This window comes from Marinomonas phaeophyticola (assembly GCF_026966905.1).
In the GTDB taxonomy this organism is placed as follows: Bacteria; Pseudomonadota; Gammaproteobacteria; order Pseudomonadales; family Marinomonadaceae; genus Marinomonas; species Marinomonas phaeophyticola.
Map to the genome: position 1 here is coordinate 272,682 of NZ_JAPUBN010000017.1, position 17,823 is coordinate 290,504.

Genomic DNA, 17,823 nt, shown 5'->3' on the forward strand with positions numbered 1-17,823 from the left:
CTAGTTCAGGCCGTCTTGAACGTATCCTTTTTTTACCTTTGAAGGTGTCTCTTCTTTATGATTTGAGCATAGGTTCCAGCCATCTCGAACCATTTTTAAATAAGCCTGCGAAACCACATATTGGTCGGTTATTTCAGTACAGAAATACTCGAGTGTTTCAATTACTGTCAACTGATTAGGGATTTGCTTTATCTTTGAACTATTAGCCCTATGTGACAAAATTAACCGAATATTATCAGCCGCTTCAGCAATCGTAACAAAACTTAACTTTGCCTCACGAGAAAGTAAAGCATAGTAAATAGATGCCATTAACTTATGAACAATAATTGGATCAATGTCGTTAGAGAGTATTTTTAAATTTAGAGACAACAGAGAAAGAAGCTGATATTGATTGATCCTGCCCTTACATGTTTTTCCGGCTTCATCCAACGTGGCCTCAAAGTCAACTTCACTTAAGATACATGATTCATCCAAAGTAATATTGGCTTCAGCATCAGAACTCCCGGACTTAACGAGATAGTAGCTAAGCAAATCCCCACCAATCCGTTGAAGTTTTACAGTTGCAAATTCTGGCAGACTATTCTCAAGAGCTTTTTTTAGTAGCGGATGCCGGTTCAATGCGTAATTTCCATCTGAGTACTACTAAACGAAAAATGAATCAATTCAAATTTTTTCTCAGCCAACGGTTTAACTACAAAGTCATACAGCACATAAGTATCAATTGAAAAACCCTTACTTTTCTCCAATGCTGAATATTGTTCAGCACTAACAAGCACTTCTTTTTTACCTTTACCACTTTTAGGGATAATTTCAATACTCGGTCCTTTCTTGTGCACATCACTTATTTCATAATTCAGAAATGAAATTTCTTTAGCATCAAGTTTAAAATCGGGTTTTTCAGGCGGACTAAGGATCTCTATTTGATGAGGCTCTTCGTGCCCCTCTACTTGAATACCAAACTCTTTAACTCTTTGATTGCATGCAATTTCGTGAAGAATTTTAATAGCCTCAAACGCATCTTGAACTTTTGAAAAGCCAGATGCTTCATATGACTCTGACGCAGGTTGGTCAACTTCATTAAGCTGTTCGATGGACTTTGTCATACCCTTGAAATGTAGATTCAACACATCACAAACAATTTCATTTACAGAATTAAGGAGATCAGGAGAGCTATCTGAAAAGTCATAATTTATCTGAATATGCTCCTCAAGCGCGGCGACTGAAAACTTTCTCGCATCAAGTTTAAAGCCAGCATCCTTCTTACGACCTTCTATTGGAGAGCCTTTACCATTAGCAACTTTTGCAAGTAAAGTTACTAGGCTGCCTATCAGATCTATAGATTTATTCCCGCTCGTACTGATATTGCTAAATACAATCGCATTCAGTTTCTTATCAAACGTGACATCTTTAAGTTTTATGTTAATTCTGCAAACGGTTTGTATCATTAAACCTCCAAGCGGCATCCACTTCATTCGAACAATAAATCATTAATATTGTTTGGAATTTACACAGATTTGGGGAAAAATAAAAATTAAAACACAATAAAATGACGCCTATTTACATAAATTAACAATTTTCACTAAAAGTAACATTTATGAAATACAAACACCCCTTCTTAATAATTCATCAGAAAGCTTCAATAATTTCGCTGCTTCACTCATCATCTCCTCTCTCAAAAATGCTGGCTCATGCACAACAACACTAGCCCCCTGACCACGCAACCAAACACGAGTATCACAGTCATCAGGAACAACGGCACGTAAGAGAAACCATTCAACGTTAGGAGTATTCAAAATCAGTTGAGAATCACTTAGCTTGGTTTCCTCAAGCCTTTTTGCCAGATCCTTAGAAATAAGAGCACTTAAATGGATTGGCTCATCAGAGTATTTAAAACCAGATTCTCCACTATCAATATATTTTTTAACAGAGAAGTTTGGGTTGGGTCGGAAGCTTTCACGAGAAAATTCTAAAGACCTAAACCTCTGAAGAGCATACTGTCGAACGTCCTTATAATCATTATAAGAACCTAGAACATAGGTGGCACTTTTACGAACCATTAACCCATACGGATGCAGAGTAAAAGATTTTAGCTCATTCTTCTTATGACTACAGTAAGCAACGTCTAAAGCCTTATTAGACATAATTGCATCACAAATTAATTCCCAGACATCGGGGTCTATAGAGGCAGGAACGAGAGACTTACCATCCGGAATAATTCTTACCTTATCCATCCAACTAGCATACGTCTTATCAGATTGTGATTTTAAGAAGCTTTTCGCTCTATTTAATTGAGGATTCAATTGCGCCAGAAGCGGTGCAGGCATGATGCTTTGCAGATATTCATTAACTAAAATTGTATTTACAGCAGATGGCACATCCATTGATGCAAAACTCCCCTGATAGTCTTCAGTAAAGCACCACCTGTTCGGGCGAACCTTATTGTTGCAGATTATAGGGTAGTATTTTGCTAAAGCAGCAAGATCTCTCTGCAAACTACGAAGGGTTACCGAAAAGCCTTTTTCTTCCAGCTTTTCGAGCATATCTTTTGTTGAAATACTAGGCTTAGGCGCAATCGGCATTTGCTCCAGTATGCAGATATATCGAATGATATGGTCCATTTTATATACTCATAACGTATTTAAAATAAATTCTATCCTAGAGAGTACCTTGATTGTTAGTTAGATATTCCCTTAAAACCCAATAGCTCTCGTTTATATAAGCCCACACTTCTCGAAAAAACCGAGTACAGCCCATCTTCAGCGACACTTTAAGCACCGACTAACAAAAACCCTAGTCACACTAGCATCAACTATAAATCCATTCACACAAAACCTAGCGAACACAAAAAGCAACAAAGATTACAAATTAGCAGAGAGATAGTAAGAGTCAATAAGGTGAAATAAGGTACTCGAAAAACAGAACTAGAGGATCTGTGACTCATTAGTACGAATCTCAAAAACATACAAGAAATGCTTTTGAAATGTGGCATTAAAAAATAGAAATTGCCATTTATGGCACAGATTGGTCACACTGAAGTCACACAACATATTTAAAATAAATATGGTCACAGATTGGTCACAAATATCATGTGACATAAAGGTAAGAAAAAATCTTGTAAATCAGATGATTATGAGAAAATTACTGAGGATAAAATGATGGTGGGTGTGGAGAGGTTCGAACTCCCGACATTCGCCTTGTAAGGGCGACGCTCTCCCAACTGAGCTACACACCCATTTTTATGCTTTCGCATTCAAACAGTTTGCCAAATTATCACATTAGGATAAATGGCGGAACGGACGGGACTCGAACCCGCGACCCCCTGCGTGACAGGCAGGTATTCTAACCAACTGAACTACCGCTCCATTTATCGATTTTGCGTCTGACGACGAAGCCTTTACATCGCTTTAGATGGTGGGTGTGGAGAGGTTCGAACTCCCGACATTCGCCTTGTAAGGGCGACGCTCTCCCAACTGAGCTACACACCCATTTTTATGCTTTCGCATTCAAACAGTTTGCCAAATTATCACATTAGGATAAATGGCGGAACGGACGGGACTCGAACCCGCGACCCCCTGCGTGACAGGCAGGTATTCTAACCAACTGAACTACCGCTCCATTTATCGATTTTGCGTCTGACGACGAAGCCTTTACATCGCTTTAGATGGTGGGTGTGGAGAGGTTCGAACTCCCGACATTCGCCTTGTAAGGGCGACGCTCTCCCAACTGAGCTACACACCCATTTTCATGCTTTCGCATTCAAACAGTTTGCCAAATTATCACATTAGGATAAATGGCGGAACGGACGGGACTCGAACCCGCGACCCCCTGCGTGACAGGCAGGTATTCTAACCAACTGAACTACCGCTCCATTTGTCGATTTTGCGTCTGACGACGAAGCCTTTACATCGCTTTAGATGGTGGGTGTGGAGAGGTTCGAACTCCCGACATTCGCCTTGTAAGGGCGACGCTCTCCCAACTGAGCTACACACCCTAGAACTAAGTGGTGCCGCCACCAAGAGTCGAACTCGGGACCCTCTGATTACAAGTCAGATGCTCTACCAACTGAGCTATAGCGGCATTTCTTAATTTTCTATTTGATTTAATGGTGCCGCCACCAAGAGTCGAACTCGGGACCCTCTGATTACAAGTCAGATGCTCTACCAACTGAGCTATAGCGGCATTTCATAAATCTTACTGTTTTCTTGAATGGTGCCGCCACCAAGAGTCGAACTCGGGACCCTCTGATTACAAGTCAGATGCTCTACCAACTGAGCTATAGCGGCATTTCTTTATTTCTACGCTTACACCTAAGTGGTGCCGACACCAAGAGTCGAACTCGGGACCCTCTGATTACAAGTCAGATGCTCTACCAACTGAGCTATATCGGCTTCATAGAAACATTCAAAAAAAACATTTCAATGGTCTACACAAATAATGGTGCCGCCACCAAGAGTCGAACTCGGGACCCTCTGATTACAAGTCAGATGCTCTACCAACTGAGCTATAGCGGCAAAAACACTATTTGGTCGGGACGGCAGGATTTGAACCTGCGACCACTAACACCCCATGCTAGTGCGCTACCAGACTGCGCTACGCCCCGCCTGATAACTACTGAAACGAACGTTGTCGTTGCCAGCGGGTGCGTATATTACTATAACAATCTGAAAAGGGAAGAGTTTTTTTAACTTTTTTAGATTAATTTAAAAAATAACCCTTCCAATCTTTCTATAGCCATCAAGAAGTTAGCCATAAGTAAGCTATCGTTCATTTAACAACCAAAAATATAAGATAATAAGAAAAAAGCCACGAAAATCTAAAGTAGGCTTACGTGGCTTTTGGGATTACCTGTTAGGGGATGATTTACCTATCCTTCATATAAACATCGACTTTGCTCTTAAGCTTCTGTCCTGGCCTGAAGGTCACAACGGTTCTAGCTGTTATTGGTATTTCTTCACCTGTCTTCGGGTTACGACCAGGGCGCTGACTTTTCTCCCGAACCTCAAAATTACCGAAGCCAGATAACTTAACCTGTTCCCGGGCAACCAGAGTTTCTCTAATCACATCAAAAAAGCCCTCAACCAAGTCTTTTGCATCTTTCTTACTGACACTAAGCTGGTCAACTAAATTTTCCGCAATATCTGCTTTTGTCAACGCACCCATAAATTACCCCCTAATCATCGCTCCTAGCTTCAAATTCAGCTCATTGACGATAATATCTAACGAATTGTTTATCTCTTCATCACTAAGAGTGTGTGAAGGATGCTGCCACGTCAAGCCCAAGGCGATACTTTTTTTCGATTCATCAACACCTTGACCTTGATACACATCAAAAATGTGAACCGCTTTGAAGCCATCCCCAGCCACAGACTCAATCACATCTTGCAAAGATCTTGCGGCTGTATCTCTATCAACCAATAAAGCCAAATCTCGCCTTACTTCAGGGAATTTTGATATTGGCTGATAACGAGGTAACTTCCCTTTCAGTACCGCCTCTAAGGAAACATCAAAAACATAAACGCTTTGATTACAACCTAATGACTTCGACAGCTGAGGGTGCAACTCACCAATAACACCAACCACATGACCATCAATCAGAACTTCTGCAGAACGGCCTGGGTGCAAGTACACTTCATTTGCTTTGCGATACTCCAGCACTTCACCTGAATTTAAAGCAAAAAGAGCATCCAAGTGCGCTTTAATATCATAGAAGTCAACTTTTTCACTTGCCTGTGACCATGATTCAGGTAACTTAGAACCCGCTATCAGACCAGACAAACGCTCTTGCTGATCCATGTCGGACAACGCATCGACAGTCCCAATAAAGCGGCGACCAGTTTCAAAAATACGAACACGTGACTGCTGTCTATTTTGGTTATGCAAATACGCTTTTACCAAACCAGGAATGATCCCCGGGCGCATGACACCCATATCAACTGAAATGGGGTTTTCTAATTTAATCGCCTCAATATCAGGATAGAACTGCTGAGAAACGACAGGATCGATAAAACTGTAAGTTACCGCTTCTTGATATCCATAAGCCACCAAGGTTGACCTTAAAGTCTGAAGAGGAGTTTTTGCTTCTTGAACAGGACTAAAATCAATAGCCGCTGCCGGCATAGACGAAGGTAAATTATCATAACCATAAATTCGGGCGATTTCTTCAATCAAGTCGGCTTCGATCGCTATATCAAAACGGTGGCTGGCTGATTTAACCGTCCAATGCTCATCTGTGACGTCAACCACGTCCAAACCTAAACGCTGCAAAATAGTAGTTACTAAAGCAGAATCTACTGTAACAGCCAGATACTGATCCAATTTTTTTCTACGAAGTGTAACCGTATTTAACTCTGGCAAGCTTGATTCATCGGTCATATTAACAACAGGACCAACTTGACCACCGGCAATGCTAACAATTAAAGCGGTAGCACGCTCCATTGCATCACGCTGCAATTGAGAGTCCACCCCTCGTTCAAAGCGATGAGAGCTGTCGGTATGCAGACCATAAGATCTAGCCTTACCCGCCAGAGCCAGTGGCGCAAAAAAAGCACTTTCCAAGAAAACATTTGTTGTTGTTGTTGACACGCCTGAGCCTTCACCACCCATTATACCAGCAACAGCTAACGGTCGAGACTCATCTGCGATCACTAACGTATCTTGCCTAAGCGCGATTTCTTGACCATCTAATAAAATAATTTTTTCTGATTCAGATGCCATGCGAACCACAACAGATCCAGACAACTGATCCAAATCAAAAGCATGCATAGGTTGACCGAGCTCGATCATTACATAATTAGTAATATCAACAATAGGATCGATAGAACGAATACCGCTACGACGTAATTTTTCCACCATCCAAAGCGGTGTCGTTGCAGATAAATCTACTCCTTGTATTACCCGACCTAAATAACGAGGGCAAGCTGCAGTATCCATTACTTTGACTGGAAACATGGTATCAATATCGAGCGCATTTTCTGAAATGCTGACGGGCGTTGTATCCAGTTCATTTAACACACCCACTTCGCGCGCCAAACCTGCGATGCTTAAGCAATCACTGCGGTTAGGTGTTAGATCTACATCAATGATCACGTCATTTAGATCTAAATACTGACGCAAGTCTTCCCCTAGAGGTGCGTCCAACGAGAGTTCAATAATACCATCATTTTCATCGCTCAAGCCAAGTTCAGAAGCAGAGCAAAGCATACCCATTGACTCTACTTGACGTAATTTCGCTTTTTTGATTTTAAAATCAGCACCCAAAACAGCACCAATTTTTGCGAAAGCAACCTTTATCCCTGCTCGTGCGTTTGGCGCACCGCATACTACTTGAAAAACATCAACACCATCCGACACCTTACAAACACGTAATTTATCTGCATTTGGATGCTTCTCCGCCTCGGTAATTTCACCAACCACAACACCTGAAAACTCACTTGCCACACCAGAAACTTCATCGACTTCCAGTCCAGCCATTGTAATTTGAGCCATTAACTCTTCACTGCTAATAGCAGGATTGACCCACTCTCTTAGCCAATTCTCACTAAATTTCATAGAAAGTACCTTGAGCCGTTATAAATTAATTAAATTGTTTAAGGAATCGCAAGTCATTCTCGAAAAACATACGCAAATCATCTACGCGATAGCGCAACATTGCAAAACGCTCAACACCCATTCCAAAAGCAAAACCCGTGTACCTTTCTGAATCTATACCCGACATTTCTAGTACTTTTGGATGCACCATACCGCAGCCTAGAACCTCTAACCAAGACCCCTCGCCTTTGCTGTTAATACGCCAAATATCAACTTCAATTGACGGTTCAGTAAATGGGAAATAACTTGGACGGAAGCGTGTCTTCACATCGTCTTCAAAAAAGACGTTTAAAAACTGCTGTAACGTGCCCTTAAGATCAGCAAAGGAAATATTCTCATCGATCAAAAGCCCTTCCACCTGATGAAACATTGGTGTGTGAGTTTGATCGGAATCACAACGATATACTCTACCAGGACATATGATCCGAATAGGTGGTTGCGATGTCTCCATTGTTCTTACCTGAACAGGAGAGGTATGAGTTCGCAATACGGTATTGGCATTAAAGTAAAATGTATCCTGCATCGCCCTAGCTGGGTGATGAGCTGGAATATTTAGCGCCTCAAAATTATGATAGTCATCTTCTATCTCAGGCCCACCAACAACATCAAAACCGATACCTTTAAAAAAGCCCTCAATTCTTTCTTGAGTTCTGGTTACTGGATGCAAACCACCCACATCTTGACCACGACCAGATAAGGTAACGTCAATCGCCTCACCTGCTAGCTTCGCATTCAATGCAGCGGCGGCAAGTATGTTTTTTTTGTTTGTAATTTCTAACTGAACCTGTGCTTTTGCCTCATTCACAAGTTGACCAATTTTAGGTCTATCTTCTGCTGAAACATTACCAAGCTGCTTAAGTACGGCCGTCAACTCGCCTTTTTTACCAAGATATTTAACTCGAATCTCATCTAAGGAAGATTCACTTTCAGAGGAAGACACAGCGCCCAACGCATCCGAAAGAATTTGCTTCAGGTTTTCCATTCATTACTCCCAAAAATAAAATAGGGGAAGAGCATAGCTCTTCCCCTATTAAAGACTGCTTCAGATTTCTTTATTTTTACAATGCAAAAACAAGGAAACCTTTAATGCTACGTCAGAAATTAAGCCAAGCTTGCTTTCGCTTTTTCAACGATTGCAGCAAAAACTTCTTTCTCGTACACAGCTAGGTCAGCCAATACTTTACGGTCAATCTCAATTGCTACTTTCTTCAAACCAGCAATGAAACGGCTGTAAGACATACCATTGATACGAGCCGCAGCGTTAATACGTGTAATCCACAATGCGCGGAATTGACGCTTCCGTTGACGACGGTCACGATACGCATATTGACCTGCTTTGATAACCGCTTGTTTCGCTACACGAAACACACGGCTACGAGCACCGTAATAACCTTTAGCTTGCTTTAAAATCTTTTTGTGTCGGCGACGAGCCTGAACACCACGTTTTACGCGAGGCATAATATAAACCTTATACTAATTAATTAACTAAAAAATGACCAAATACTTAAATGTAAGGCAACATGCGTACAATTAACGCTTTGTCGCTCTGTGCAACTTGGTGCAATGCACGAAGTTGACGCTTACGCTTAGTCGATTTCTTAGTCAAGATATGACTAGTATGAGACTGTTTATGCTTAAAACCATTCGCAGTACGTCTAAAACGCTTAGCTGCGCCACTGTGTGACTTAATTTTGTTCATTATTAAAAACCACTTCGCATTCGTTAATGTTAGCGTAATTTCCTGCTATCTATTTAGATAACCAAAATCACTTCTTCTTTTTGGGGCCTAGCACCATAGTCAATTGACGACCTTCCATTTTCGCAGCTTGCTCTACTGCACCATATTCCTCTAAGTCTAAAGCGACTCGATTCATAAGTTGCATACCAAGCTCCTGATGTGCCATTTCACGGCCGCGGTATCTTAACGACACTTTAGCCTTATCCCCACCTTCAAGGAAACGTATCAGGTTGCGGAGTTTTACCTGATAATCCCCTTCCTCCGTCCCTGGACGGAATTTCATTTCTTTCACTTGAATTTGCTTAGCATTTTTCTTCTGAGCAGCTTTCGCTTTCTTTTGCTCAAAAATATGCTTACCGTAATCCATTATTTTACAAACAATAGGATCAGAATCTGCAATTTGCACTAAATCTAGTTTAGACTCTTCAGCTGCTTTTAGTGCTTCTTCAATCGAAACAACACCTACTTGATCACCATTTTCCGCAATTAAACGTACTTCGGTGGCTTGTATGTTTTCGTTGATTAGCGGACGTTGCTTACTTGATTGACGTCCGCGGTTCATATTACCTTTTATAGTGAAATCTCCAATTCTTGTTTACGACTACGGCGAGCGACTTCTTTTCGAAGCAATTCCTCAAAATCAGTAACACTCATGACGCCGAGGTCTTCGCCGGTACGGGTTCTTACAGCAACTTGCTGTTGCTCAACTTCTTTATCCCCTACCACGATTAGGTAAGGCACACGTTGTATTGTATGCTCACGAATTTTAAACCCGATCTTTTCGTTTCTCAAGTCTAGTTTGGCCCTAAAGCCATTAGAATTGAATCTTTTTGCTAAATCTTCGCAAAAATCCGCTTGTCGATCGGTAATATTCATAATTACAACTTGTTCAGGAGCCAACCAAGCTGGAAAACTCCCTTCTGTCTCTTCTATCAAAATACCAATAAAGCGTTCCAAAGAGCCAACAATTGCTCGGTGCAACATCACAGGCGTTTGCCTAGATCCATCTTCCGATACAAATTGAGCGCTCAGACGGCCCGGCATTGAGAAATCGGCTTGAATAGTACCACATTGCCAGACCCTACCAATAGCATCCTTTAAAGAGAATTCTATTTTTGGACCATAAAAAGCACCTTCACCAGGTAATTCTTGCCAATCCAAATTTGCTGCATTTAAGGCATCCGCTAACGCTTTCTCCGACTTATCCCACACTTCGTCTGATCCAACGCGTTGCTCAGGACGAGTTGATAGACGATAGATAATATCTGTAAAACCGAAGTCCTCATATACTTCATGCAACAAGCGTATAAATTCAGAAACCTCTTCTTGTAATTGATCTTCCATTACAAAAATATGGCCATCATCTTGCACAAAGTTACGCACACGCATTATGCCATGAAGAGAACCTGAAGGCTCATTACGATGGCACGAGCCAAACTCCGCAAATCTTAACGGCAAATCACGGTAACTCTTAAGGCCTTGATTAAAGACCTGTATATGACAAGGACAGTTCATTGGTTTAATAGCGTAATCACGATTCTCCGAATGAGTCGTGAACATGCCACTATTAAACTTACCCCAATGTCCGGATTTTTCCCATAAAACACGATCAACTATCTGGGGTGTTTTAATCTCATGATAAGCATTTTCTCTTTGTTTAACTCGAAGATACTGCTCAATCACTTGATATAAAGTCCAACCTTTAGGGTGCCAAAATACCATTCCCGGTGCTTCTTCTTGCACATGGAATAAATCCAGTTTTTTACCTAATTTACGATGGTCTCTCTTTTCCGCTTCTTCCAGACGAGTAAGATACGCTTTTAGTTCTTTCTTATCGTTCCACGCTGTTCCATAAATACGTTGAAGCATTTCATTGTTTGAATCGCCACGCCAATAGGCTCCGGCCAATTTCATCAATTTGAAATGGCGTAACACTTTTGTATTTGGCACATGAGGGCCACGACACATATCCATGTATTCTTCGTGATTATAAAGCCCTACATGAGTGACCGATTCATCCATTCCATCAATGAGTGCAACTTTATAGTCTTCTTCGCGCTCTACGAATTGAGTTCGTGCGTCTTGAATAGGTGTCATTACCTTAACGACATCATAATCTTTCTTCACAAGCTCTTGCATACGTTTTTCGATCGCCGCCATATCCTCATTTGTAAAAGGACGTTCATAGGCAACATCGTAATAAAAACCGTTATCAATAGTCGGACCGATAGCCATTTTAGCAGTTGGATACAATTGTTTTACTGCATGACCTATCAAATGAGCAAAAGAATGACGGATGATTTCTAAACCATCTTCATCTTTACCCGTTACCAAACTCAACTCTGAGTCTGTTTCGATGAGTTCACAAGCATCAACCAGAACGCCATTTACACGTCCTGCAACCGTTGCTTTTGCTAATCCAGGGCCAATATCCTCAGCAACTTGCATCACTGTAACAGGATTTGGAAACGAACGTTTGCTGCCATCAGGCAAAGTAATTTCAGGCATTTTTTTCCCCTATTCGGAGTCAGTGGTGCTCCATACCAAAGAGCACATGTAAAGTAAGGCAAGTAAATTAACATTTACTCACCTATGATGCTAATTTATTTACTGTTTTTTCTTGCGAAAAGCCTTGCAAAAAGCAGAACCTCATAAAAATTGACTTTTTTATCAACAGAGATTTTTTTTCTGTAATTACCCTTGGACTTTCTAGCTCAGCAGGGTAAAATTACCGACTGTTTCACAGCAAATCAACTCCACAAGGTTTTATGACTCATAACGCACTTGATAACTACTGCATTGATACTACTCAAGCAGAACCAGAACTATTACTTGAATTAGTAGATAGGACTTATTCTGAAATGGGGTATCCAAATAAGCTGTCAGGTAAAACTATTGGTCGAACCTTAAAGTTGCTTGCAACAATGTCTCAACCTAAACGTGCACTAGAAATTGGTATGTTTACGGGGTATTCAGCACTTTCTATCGCAGAAGGCATGCCTGAAGATGGACAACTAATCTGTTGTGAAACCAATCCAAAAGCAATTGATTTTGCTCAATCATTTTTTGACCGTAGTGCATACGGGCATAAAATCACACCTATTTTTGGTCAAGCTTTAGAAACAATTAAAACCATTCCGGCAGGTTTGGATTTTGTCTTCATTGATGCCGATAAGCGTAATTATCTAAATTATTATGAAGCGGTTGTTCCATTAGTTAGATCAGGAGGCTTGATTGTCATAGATAACTCTTTATGGCAAGGACGAGTACTCAATCCCAATGAAAACAGCGATATAGCTGTTGATTCATTAAATCAACGTATTTTTCAAGATAGTCGCGTTGAAAATGTCCATCTAAATATTCGTGATGGTCTAAACTTAGTTATTAAACACTAATACATTTACAAGAGACACATGGATATTAAGAAGTAATCCTTTTTAGTATCTTGTGTCTTATGCTATTCAAAAAATTCAAAGAGGCAGCGATTTTGGTCGTTTTTAAAATCACTAATAACGAAACAAACAAGCACTATATCGGCACATCCTTTAACAGCGGTTTTCAACGCTTTGAGCAATACGTTGAAGCAGCAAATGAAGGCTTGGACTTCCCGCTATACGATGAAATTCGTGAGTTTGGTGCAGATGCATTTTCCGTTGAAGAATTATATGAAACGGATGACAAAGAAGAACTATACGAATTAGAGCAAGACTATGTTGCTATCTATAACGGTGTCAGTCTTCGTGGATACAAAATAGGCCAATCGGCAGCAAAACCGACGCTGGCTAATTTTGGTAAGAAAGCGATGTTTGATGCGAATGGTGTCTCAACAACAGCCCCCGTCAAGAAAGCCACTCGTAAAACGGCGGCAAAAAAAACGGTAGCACTTCCAAAAAAGGACCAACCTAAGCCGACTTCTACTTCGTTCTTTGGCGAACTTATTGGCGAAGACCGCTTAGATGGCCCTGCACAAAAAAATAGTGAGAAAAAAACATCGACTCCCACTATTACCAGACCTAAAAGTAAAGCCGCGATTCAAAAGCTTCTGAGAGAAGCGGAAAAACAATCAAAGCTAGAACGTGAAGAGCGTTTGAAATCAGCTCAACAAGCTCAAGCTGATGAGATGGCGCAAATCATGGCTAAGATTGATTTAACCTCTAAAGCTTCCACTTCGGCCTTCCGTCGTCGTAAAGGTTAATAAAAGGCTCGCTCGTTACAATAAACCTCAGTGAACATCATCGATATGATCTCTGGGGTTTTTTTATTGCGTTTCCTCAGCCATTTACATTTTTACTTTCTCCATAGTCTTACTGGATTGTTTCTCTTAACTCTAGGTAAAGTATCAGTAATAACGCTATTCTTCTTCCGTACTTTCCCTATAATGCTCTCTTATTTTTTATTCAGTCACATAGGTAAGGTCCCAATATGATGCTATCGCAGCTACAAAAGCGGTTCCAACGTATCGATCAGAGTAAATTTTTCCAATCCTTCGTCATTGCGGTCATTATCATTTCCGCATTAACCGTTGGAGCCCATACATATGCACTGCACCCTTCGGTTGAGCTAGCACTTGACTGGATGGATTCGTTCATTACTCTATTCTTCTTAGTTGAATTAATTATTCGCTATTTCGCCAGCAAAGGAATTAAGCACTTTTTTTCAAAAGGCTGGAATATTTTTGACACCATTATTGTTCTCGGCAGCCTATACCCTGCCGCGGGATCAACCATGCTGATTGCACGTCTATTGCGTATATTTCGAGTGCTACGACTGGTATCCATGATTCCTGAACTAAGACTTTTAGTAAATTCGTTACTAAAAGCCATTCCTCAGATGGGTTATATTGCCTTATTAATGTTTGTCATCTTCTATATTTATGCCGCTATTGGCAGTATGTTATTTGCCCATATAAACCCAGTATTATGGGATGATGTATCCATATCTATGCTTACACTCTTTAGGATTGCCACGTTTGAAGATTGGACAGACATAATGTATGAGACAATGGCGGTGTACAAAACAAGCTGGATATACTATATAACTTTCATTTTTCTAACCGCTTTTGTATTTTTAAATATGATGGTTGGTACGATTTTAGAAATCATGACGCAAGAACATCAGAGTGCCCGAGAAAAAGAAGCAGGCAACGACGCTCTTCCTGCCACTCAAGGGCAAGTAAAAGCCTTAGAAAAGCAAATTGCGGCTCTGAGCCAATTATTAGATCAAAAGGATAAATAATCTCATGGTTAAATTATTCGTCATCACCGCCCTGACAAGCCTATTAATAGCCTGCGACAAGAATGAAGTAGGAGACGTCAGCCTAGGCCTTTTAACAACGAAAGACATCAAACTCAACACCTTAGTCGATCCCATCGTGACTGGTGTAACTTGCCATGTCGCCAGTATTGAGGCTGACTTAGATTTTTCTGATCCTAGTGACTCCTCAATCGCTTGTCGCCAAACCGGTAAAATCACATCAGACATGATAAAAAACATCGATCGTTCGAAGTCAGGAGAAGTTATTTTTAATAAGTCGAAAAGTATTTTCTTTAAAAATATGAAGGTCCGCCGCATTTTTGATGAAGACTCACAAACACTGATGTATGTATCCTATTCAACTAAAGAAACCTCCGGCAGCTTTAAACACAGCCTATCTACTGTGCCTTTATGGGGAACAGAAGCCTATCAAACACCGGTTACAAAATAACTTCATAAGCGGTAGCAATCCGAATCATGACGGCTTGCTACCGCATCCCCCCGTAATAGTCATCGATTCCTGGTAAGTGAGAAATCAAACTTTCTTACCCGCTACCGGCTCCTGTATCGAATCCATATCCACCAAGTTCCAAGGCATCCCCTGTTGACGGTAAATACGTTTCTCTAACTTAGGGTAATCCGCCACATCATGCTCTAGGCGCTGCCCCACAACAATACACTTAAGTACCGATGAGCCAATATTTCGCAAATTATGCGCAGACCCTCCTGCCCTATAACCAATAAAATCTCCCGTACTGACGTGATAGACCTCGTTACCTATAGTGGCTTCTGCCTCACCTTCAAGGATATAAACACACTCATCCTCATGATAATGAACATGAGTTTCAGTAGATTCATGTCCTGGCAGTATTTCAATAATATGAAAACCAAAACCTGTTAATCCCGTTAAATCACCTAGGGATTTATTTAGTCGCTTTGCATTTGAGTTTAAAAAATGTGTTTTTTGAATCCCTTCATAGCCATCAATTTCGTCTTTTTTTAAAATATATTTTTCCATGCAATCTACCTGTAAAAGTCATGAATACAAAGGTAGATTAATCTTTTTCAATAGAGATGAATATCTGAAAAGAAGAAAAAGGCAGCAAACTTACTTTCTCCTTAAACGGCAGGCAAAAAAAAGCATGATTACAAAGAGAAGCTCATAATCATGCAAAACGAAAAAACACGTTAAAATTCGATATATCAACCCAATACAGTATCTATGATTGTTTTAGAACCCTAATGGCCACGGCAATTCAACCATATCCTGCAATAAGCCTTGAGGTAGATCGAGCACCATCAAATGAGATAGTGTGACTAAAAAACCAATTGCACAGGTCGTTAGCAACAGTGTTTTTTGAGGTGTGCACCTTGCTTTAATAGACAAGAACACCACAAAGAAAAGCGTAATCGCAATAATATAACCCACTAAGGCATATCCGATTACTAACGCTGTTAACCAATAAATATAATGCATTAACTTCTCAACTTTAGGATCACCACGGTAACCAGAGAATATTTCATTATCAAAATTGACCGCATCATCCACTTGATTGGTTAATAGCTTATAAAAGACAATAAGAGACAAGACCAACATCAAAGCCGATACACTTCCTGTAAAGATGCCACCTAAAAAGGATTGAGTCGTTGCATCATAAATACCATAGGCGAATAAGGCACACACAAATCCAGCAAATAAAGTTTGAGGCCCTAAGTTCGTGGCACGCTCTTCTTTCAAAGACGCTGGCTTTGCTTTTTCCGCCTTCGTTGTTTTAGCGGCATGGCGTGCTGCATAAAAGATAGACGTCGCGGTTAAAATGCTGATAATAATCACACCCGGTTTCATCAAAAATCCTACACCATCAAATTGAACCGCTTGGTAAAGGTAGGTTTCCATCCCATTAGCCAATACAAACCCAATTAGAAAAGCAGGTCGAGGCCAACCAAAGCGCTTCATTAATACACCTAATACACCAATACCCAATAGCGTAATAAGATCACCTAGATCACGGGTCGCTTGAAAGGCGGCAAAGCAAATCACCATAATCATAAAAGGAGCCATTAAGTTATACGGAATCGTCGTTAATCGCGATACCGATTTAGATAGCATCAAACATAAACCGGCGCCCAAAACATTGGCAACCGCTAACGACCAAACAATAGTATAAGTAATGTCTAAATCCGTGCTAACCATAGCAGGGCCAGGCTCTAAACCAATCAGCACCATACCACCAAGGAAAACCGCCATACTCCCTGAACCTGGAATACCAAATAAGAGTGTCGGAATAAGTCCGCCTCCTTCTTTAGCATTGTTAGCCGATTCCGGTGCAATCACCCCCTTACATCCCCTTTTCCGAAACCCGATTGATCTTTTGTTGTCTGCACCGCATGCCCATAAGCAATCCAATCAACAACACTGCCACCAAGTCCCGGCAAAGCGCCAACAATACAGCCAATAATGGAGCAACGTACGGCTAACCACTTATGCTCGACTAAATCTTTTACACCGGTTAACCAACCAGATCCTAATTTTGAGGCATCCGATATAGCCCTGTTTTGTCTTAATAGATCGATAATTTCCGGTAAGGCAAAAATCCCCAAGCCCACAACCACTAACGGGATACCATCCATTAGATAGAAGTTTTCAAAGGTCATACGGTTTTCACCAGTCGCAGGTGCACCACCAATGCTACCGAATAGAATCCCAATACCACATCCCACCAATCCCTTAATTAAACTACTACCGGCCAATACCCCAACCATACTCAAACCGAGTACCGTCAACATAAAAAGCTCTGCTGAGCCAAAAGCCAAGATGACAGGACGAGCAATTAATACAAAGACAGTAAGTACTAAGGCACCGAATAAGCCGCCAAACAGCGAAGCAGAAAATGCGGCTGACAGGGCTCGTGCAGCCTGTCCTTTCTTCGCCATTGGGAAGCCATCTAACACGGTCGCCTGGGAACCACTTGACCCTGGGATCCCCATCAATACCGACGTAAAAGTATCGGATGTTGGTATAACAGCAACTAACCCGATCAACATAGCCAGAGCGGAAATAGGATCCATTCCGTATAAGAAAGGTAAGAGCAAAGACAAACCGGCAATACCACCCAAACCTGGAAAGATTCCGATAGCAAGACCCAGTAACACACCTCCCGTTAAGTACAACAGATGAGTACCTGACAAAATGGTTTGTAAGGCAATAAGAAGAGCATCAATCATAAGATTTACCTAGAGAAGTT

Annotated in this window: 15 protein-coding genes, 13 tRNA genes and 1 pseudogene; 4 read left to right on the forward strand and 25 right to left on the reverse strand. The window is 41.0% G+C overall.

Annotated features, from left to right (window positions below; translation table 11 throughout):
* The 23 genes from O1D97_RS12515 to thrS form a co-directional block, all read right to left on the reverse strand.
* The gene (locus O1D97_RS12515; protein WP_269126036.1) at nt 1–618 is read right to left on the reverse strand and encodes a hypothetical protein; all 618 of its coding nucleotides are present in this window, start codon (nt 616–618) and stop codon (nt 1–3) included.
* Nucleotides 615–1,445 carry a hypothetical protein gene (locus tag O1D97_RS12520; protein WP_269126038.1) on the reverse strand — a complete coding sequence of 277 codons (831 nt, stop codon included), beginning with the start codon at nt 1,443–1,445 and terminating at the stop codon, nt 615–617. Before O1D97_RS12520 ends, O1D97_RS12515 begins: the two co-directional genes overlap by 4 nt.
* 147 nt (nt 1,446–1,592) lie before the next feature.
* Nucleotides 1,593–2,618, reverse strand: coding sequence for a helix-turn-helix transcriptional regulator (locus O1D97_RS12525; RefSeq protein WP_269126040.1), 1,026 nt, complete (start codon nt 2,616–2,618; stop codon nt 1,593–1,595).
* A 538-nt stretch (nt 2,619–3,156) separates the two neighbouring features.
* Nucleotides 3,157–3,232: transfer RNA gene (locus O1D97_RS12530), tRNA-Val, on the reverse strand.
* A 53-nt stretch (nt 3,233–3,285) separates the two neighbouring features.
* Nucleotides 3,286–3,362: transfer RNA gene (locus O1D97_RS12535), tRNA-Asp, on the reverse strand.
* A gap of 47 nt (nt 3,363–3,409) precedes the next feature.
* Nucleotides 3,410–3,485, reverse strand: a tRNA-Val gene (locus O1D97_RS12540).
* Between the two features lie 53 nt (nt 3,486–3,538).
* A tRNA-Asp gene (locus O1D97_RS12545) sits at nt 3,539–3,615 on the reverse strand.
* A 47-nt stretch (nt 3,616–3,662) separates the two neighbouring features.
* Nucleotides 3,663–3,738, reverse strand: a tRNA-Val gene (locus tag O1D97_RS12550).
* Between the two features lie 53 nt (nt 3,739–3,791).
* Nucleotides 3,792–3,868 (reverse strand) — tRNA-Asp (locus O1D97_RS12555).
* A gap of 47 nt (nt 3,869–3,915) precedes the next feature.
* Nucleotides 3,916–3,991, reverse strand: a tRNA-Val gene (locus tag O1D97_RS12560).
* Between the two features lie 10 nt (nt 3,992–4,001).
* Nucleotides 4,002–4,077: transfer RNA gene (locus O1D97_RS12565), tRNA-Thr, on the reverse strand.
* Between the two features lie 26 nt (nt 4,078–4,103).
* A tRNA-Thr gene (locus O1D97_RS12570) sits at nt 4,104–4,179 on the reverse strand.
* A gap of 28 nt (nt 4,180–4,207) precedes the next feature.
* Nucleotides 4,208–4,283, reverse strand: a tRNA-Thr gene (locus tag O1D97_RS12575).
* Nucleotides 4,284–4,312: 29 nt separating this feature from the next.
* Nucleotides 4,313–4,388 (reverse strand) — tRNA-Thr (locus tag O1D97_RS12580).
* A gap of 47 nt (nt 4,389–4,435) precedes the next feature.
* Nucleotides 4,436–4,511: transfer RNA gene (locus tag O1D97_RS12585), tRNA-Thr, on the reverse strand.
* 12 nt (nt 4,512–4,523) lie between these two features.
* A tRNA-Pro gene (locus O1D97_RS12590) sits at nt 4,524–4,600 on the reverse strand.
* Nucleotides 4,601–4,860: 260 nt separating this feature from the next.
* Nucleotides 4,861–5,160: an integration host factor subunit alpha gene (locus tag O1D97_RS12595; RefSeq protein WP_269126042.1), complete on the reverse strand. Its 300-nt coding sequence runs from the start codon at nt 5,158–5,160 to the stop codon at nt 4,861–4,863.
* Nucleotides 5,161–5,163: 3 nt separating this feature from the next.
* Nucleotides 5,164–7,548 (reverse strand): phenylalanine--tRNA ligase subunit beta, encoded by a 2,385-nt coding sequence (gene pheT / locus O1D97_RS12600; RefSeq protein WP_269126044.1) that lies wholly within the window; start codon nt 7,546–7,548, stop codon nt 5,164–5,166.
* A gap of 25 nt (nt 7,549–7,573) precedes the next feature.
* Nucleotides 7,574–8,569: a phenylalanine--tRNA ligase subunit alpha gene (gene pheS, locus O1D97_RS12605; RefSeq protein WP_269126046.1), complete on the reverse strand. Its 996-nt coding sequence runs from the start codon at nt 8,567–8,569 to the stop codon at nt 7,574–7,576.
* Nucleotides 8,570–8,688: 119 nt separating this feature from the next.
* Nucleotides 8,689–9,045, reverse strand: a complete 357-nt coding sequence (gene rplT, locus O1D97_RS12610) for a 50S ribosomal protein L20 (RefSeq protein ID WP_269126047.1) — start codon at nt 9,043–9,045, stop codon at nt 8,689–8,691.
* A 46-nt stretch (nt 9,046–9,091) separates the two neighbouring features.
* Nucleotides 9,092–9,286: a 50S ribosomal protein L35 gene (rpmI, locus tag O1D97_RS12615; RefSeq protein WP_269126049.1), complete on the reverse strand. Its 195-nt coding sequence runs from the start codon at nt 9,284–9,286 to the stop codon at nt 9,092–9,094.
* 67 nt (nt 9,287–9,353) lie between these two features.
* Entirely contained in the window at nt 9,354–9,887 is a 534-nt protein-coding gene (gene infC / locus O1D97_RS12620; protein ID WP_269126051.1) for a translation initiation factor IF-3, read from the reverse strand.
* Between the two features lie 8 nt (nt 9,888–9,895).
* Nucleotides 9,896–11,833, reverse strand: coding sequence for a threonine--tRNA ligase (thrS, locus tag O1D97_RS12625; RefSeq protein WP_269126053.1), 1,938 nt, complete (start codon nt 11,831–11,833; stop codon nt 9,896–9,898).
* 260 nt (nt 11,834–12,093) lie between these two features.
* Here thrS and O1D97_RS12630 point away from each other — a divergent pair, with 260 nt between their 5' ends.
* The 4 genes from O1D97_RS12630 to O1D97_RS12645 all read left to right on the forward strand — a co-directional run bounded on the left by O1D97_RS12630 (nt 12,094) and on the right by O1D97_RS12645 (nt 15,029).
* A complete protein-coding gene (locus tag O1D97_RS12630) occupies nt 12,094–12,720 on the forward strand; it encodes an O-methyltransferase (RefSeq protein ID WP_269126054.1) in 627 nt (208 codons plus the stop codon).
* A gap of 92 nt (nt 12,721–12,812) precedes the next feature.
* Nucleotides 12,813–13,520: a GIY-YIG nuclease family protein gene (locus O1D97_RS12635; protein WP_269126056.1), complete on the forward strand. Its 708-nt coding sequence runs from the start codon at nt 12,813–12,815 to the stop codon at nt 13,518–13,520.
* A 227-nt stretch (nt 13,521–13,747) separates the two neighbouring features.
* On the forward strand, nt 13,748–14,560 hold the full coding sequence (locus O1D97_RS12640; protein WP_269126058.1) for an ion transporter: 813 nt from the start codon (nt 13,748–13,750) through the stop codon (nt 14,558–14,560).
* Between the two features lie 4 nt (nt 14,561–14,564).
* A complete protein-coding gene (locus tag O1D97_RS12645) occupies nt 14,565–15,029 on the forward strand; it encodes a CreA family protein (RefSeq protein WP_269126060.1) in 465 nt (154 codons plus the stop codon).
* A gap of 84 nt (nt 15,030–15,113) precedes the next feature.
* Here the strand turns inward: O1D97_RS12645 and O1D97_RS12650 are convergent, their stop codons facing one another.
* Both O1D97_RS12650 and O1D97_RS19945 read right to left on the reverse strand, forming a co-directional pair.
* Nucleotides 15,114–15,596: a cupin domain-containing protein gene (locus tag O1D97_RS12650; RefSeq protein ID WP_269126062.1), complete on the reverse strand. Its 483-nt coding sequence runs from the start codon at nt 15,594–15,596 to the stop codon at nt 15,114–15,116.
* Between the two features lie 213 nt (nt 15,597–15,809).
* Nucleotides 15,810–17,803 (reverse strand): annotated as a pseudogene (locus tag O1D97_RS19945) (tripartite tricarboxylate transporter permease).
* Nucleotides 17,804–17,823 lie beyond the last annotated feature (20 nt).

Coding starts and splice junctions, on each gene's coding strand:
- O1D97_RS12595 (WP_269126042.1), bottom strand. CDS start 5,160: ATGGGTGCGTTGACAAAAGCAGATATTGCGGAAAATTTAGTTGACCAG.
- pheS (WP_269126046.1), bottom strand. CDS start 8,569: ATGGAAAACCTGAAGCAAATTCTTTCGGATGCGTTGGGCGCTGTGTCT.
- O1D97_RS12645 (WP_269126060.1), top strand. CDS start 14,565: ATGGTTAAATTATTCGTCATCACCGCCCTGACAAGCCTATTAATAGCC.
- O1D97_RS12525 (WP_269126040.1), bottom strand. CDS start 2,618: ATGGACCATATCATTCGATATATCTGCATACTGGAGCAAATGCCGATT.
- O1D97_RS12650 (WP_269126062.1), bottom strand. CDS start 15,596: ATGGAAAAATATATTTTAAAAAAAGACGAAATTGATGGCTATGAAGGG.
- rplT (WP_269126047.1), bottom strand. CDS start 9,045: ATGCCTCGCGTAAAACGTGGTGTTCAGGCTCGTCGCCGACACAAAAAG.
- thrS (WP_269126053.1), bottom strand. CDS start 11,833: ATGCCTGAAATTACTTTGCCTGATGGCAGCAAACGTTCGTTTCCAAAT.
- pheT (WP_269126044.1), bottom strand. CDS start 7,548: ATGAAATTTAGTGAGAATTGGCTAAGAGAGTGGGTCAATCCTGCTATT.
- O1D97_RS12640 (WP_269126058.1), top strand. CDS start 13,748: ATGATGCTATCGCAGCTACAAAAGCGGTTCCAACGTATCGATCAGAGT.
- O1D97_RS12520 (WP_269126038.1), bottom strand. CDS start 1,445: ATGATACAAACCGTTTGCAGAATTAACATAAAACTTAAAGATGTCACG.
- infC (WP_269126051.1), bottom strand. CDS start 9,887: ATGAACCGCGGACGTCAATCAAGTAAGCAACGTCCGCTAATCAACGAA.
- rpmI (WP_269126049.1), bottom strand. CDS start 9,286: ATGAACAAAATTAAGTCACACAGTGGCGCAGCTAAGCGTTTTAGACGT.
- O1D97_RS12630 (WP_269126054.1), top strand. CDS start 12,094: ATGACTCATAACGCACTTGATAACTACTGCATTGATACTACTCAAGCA.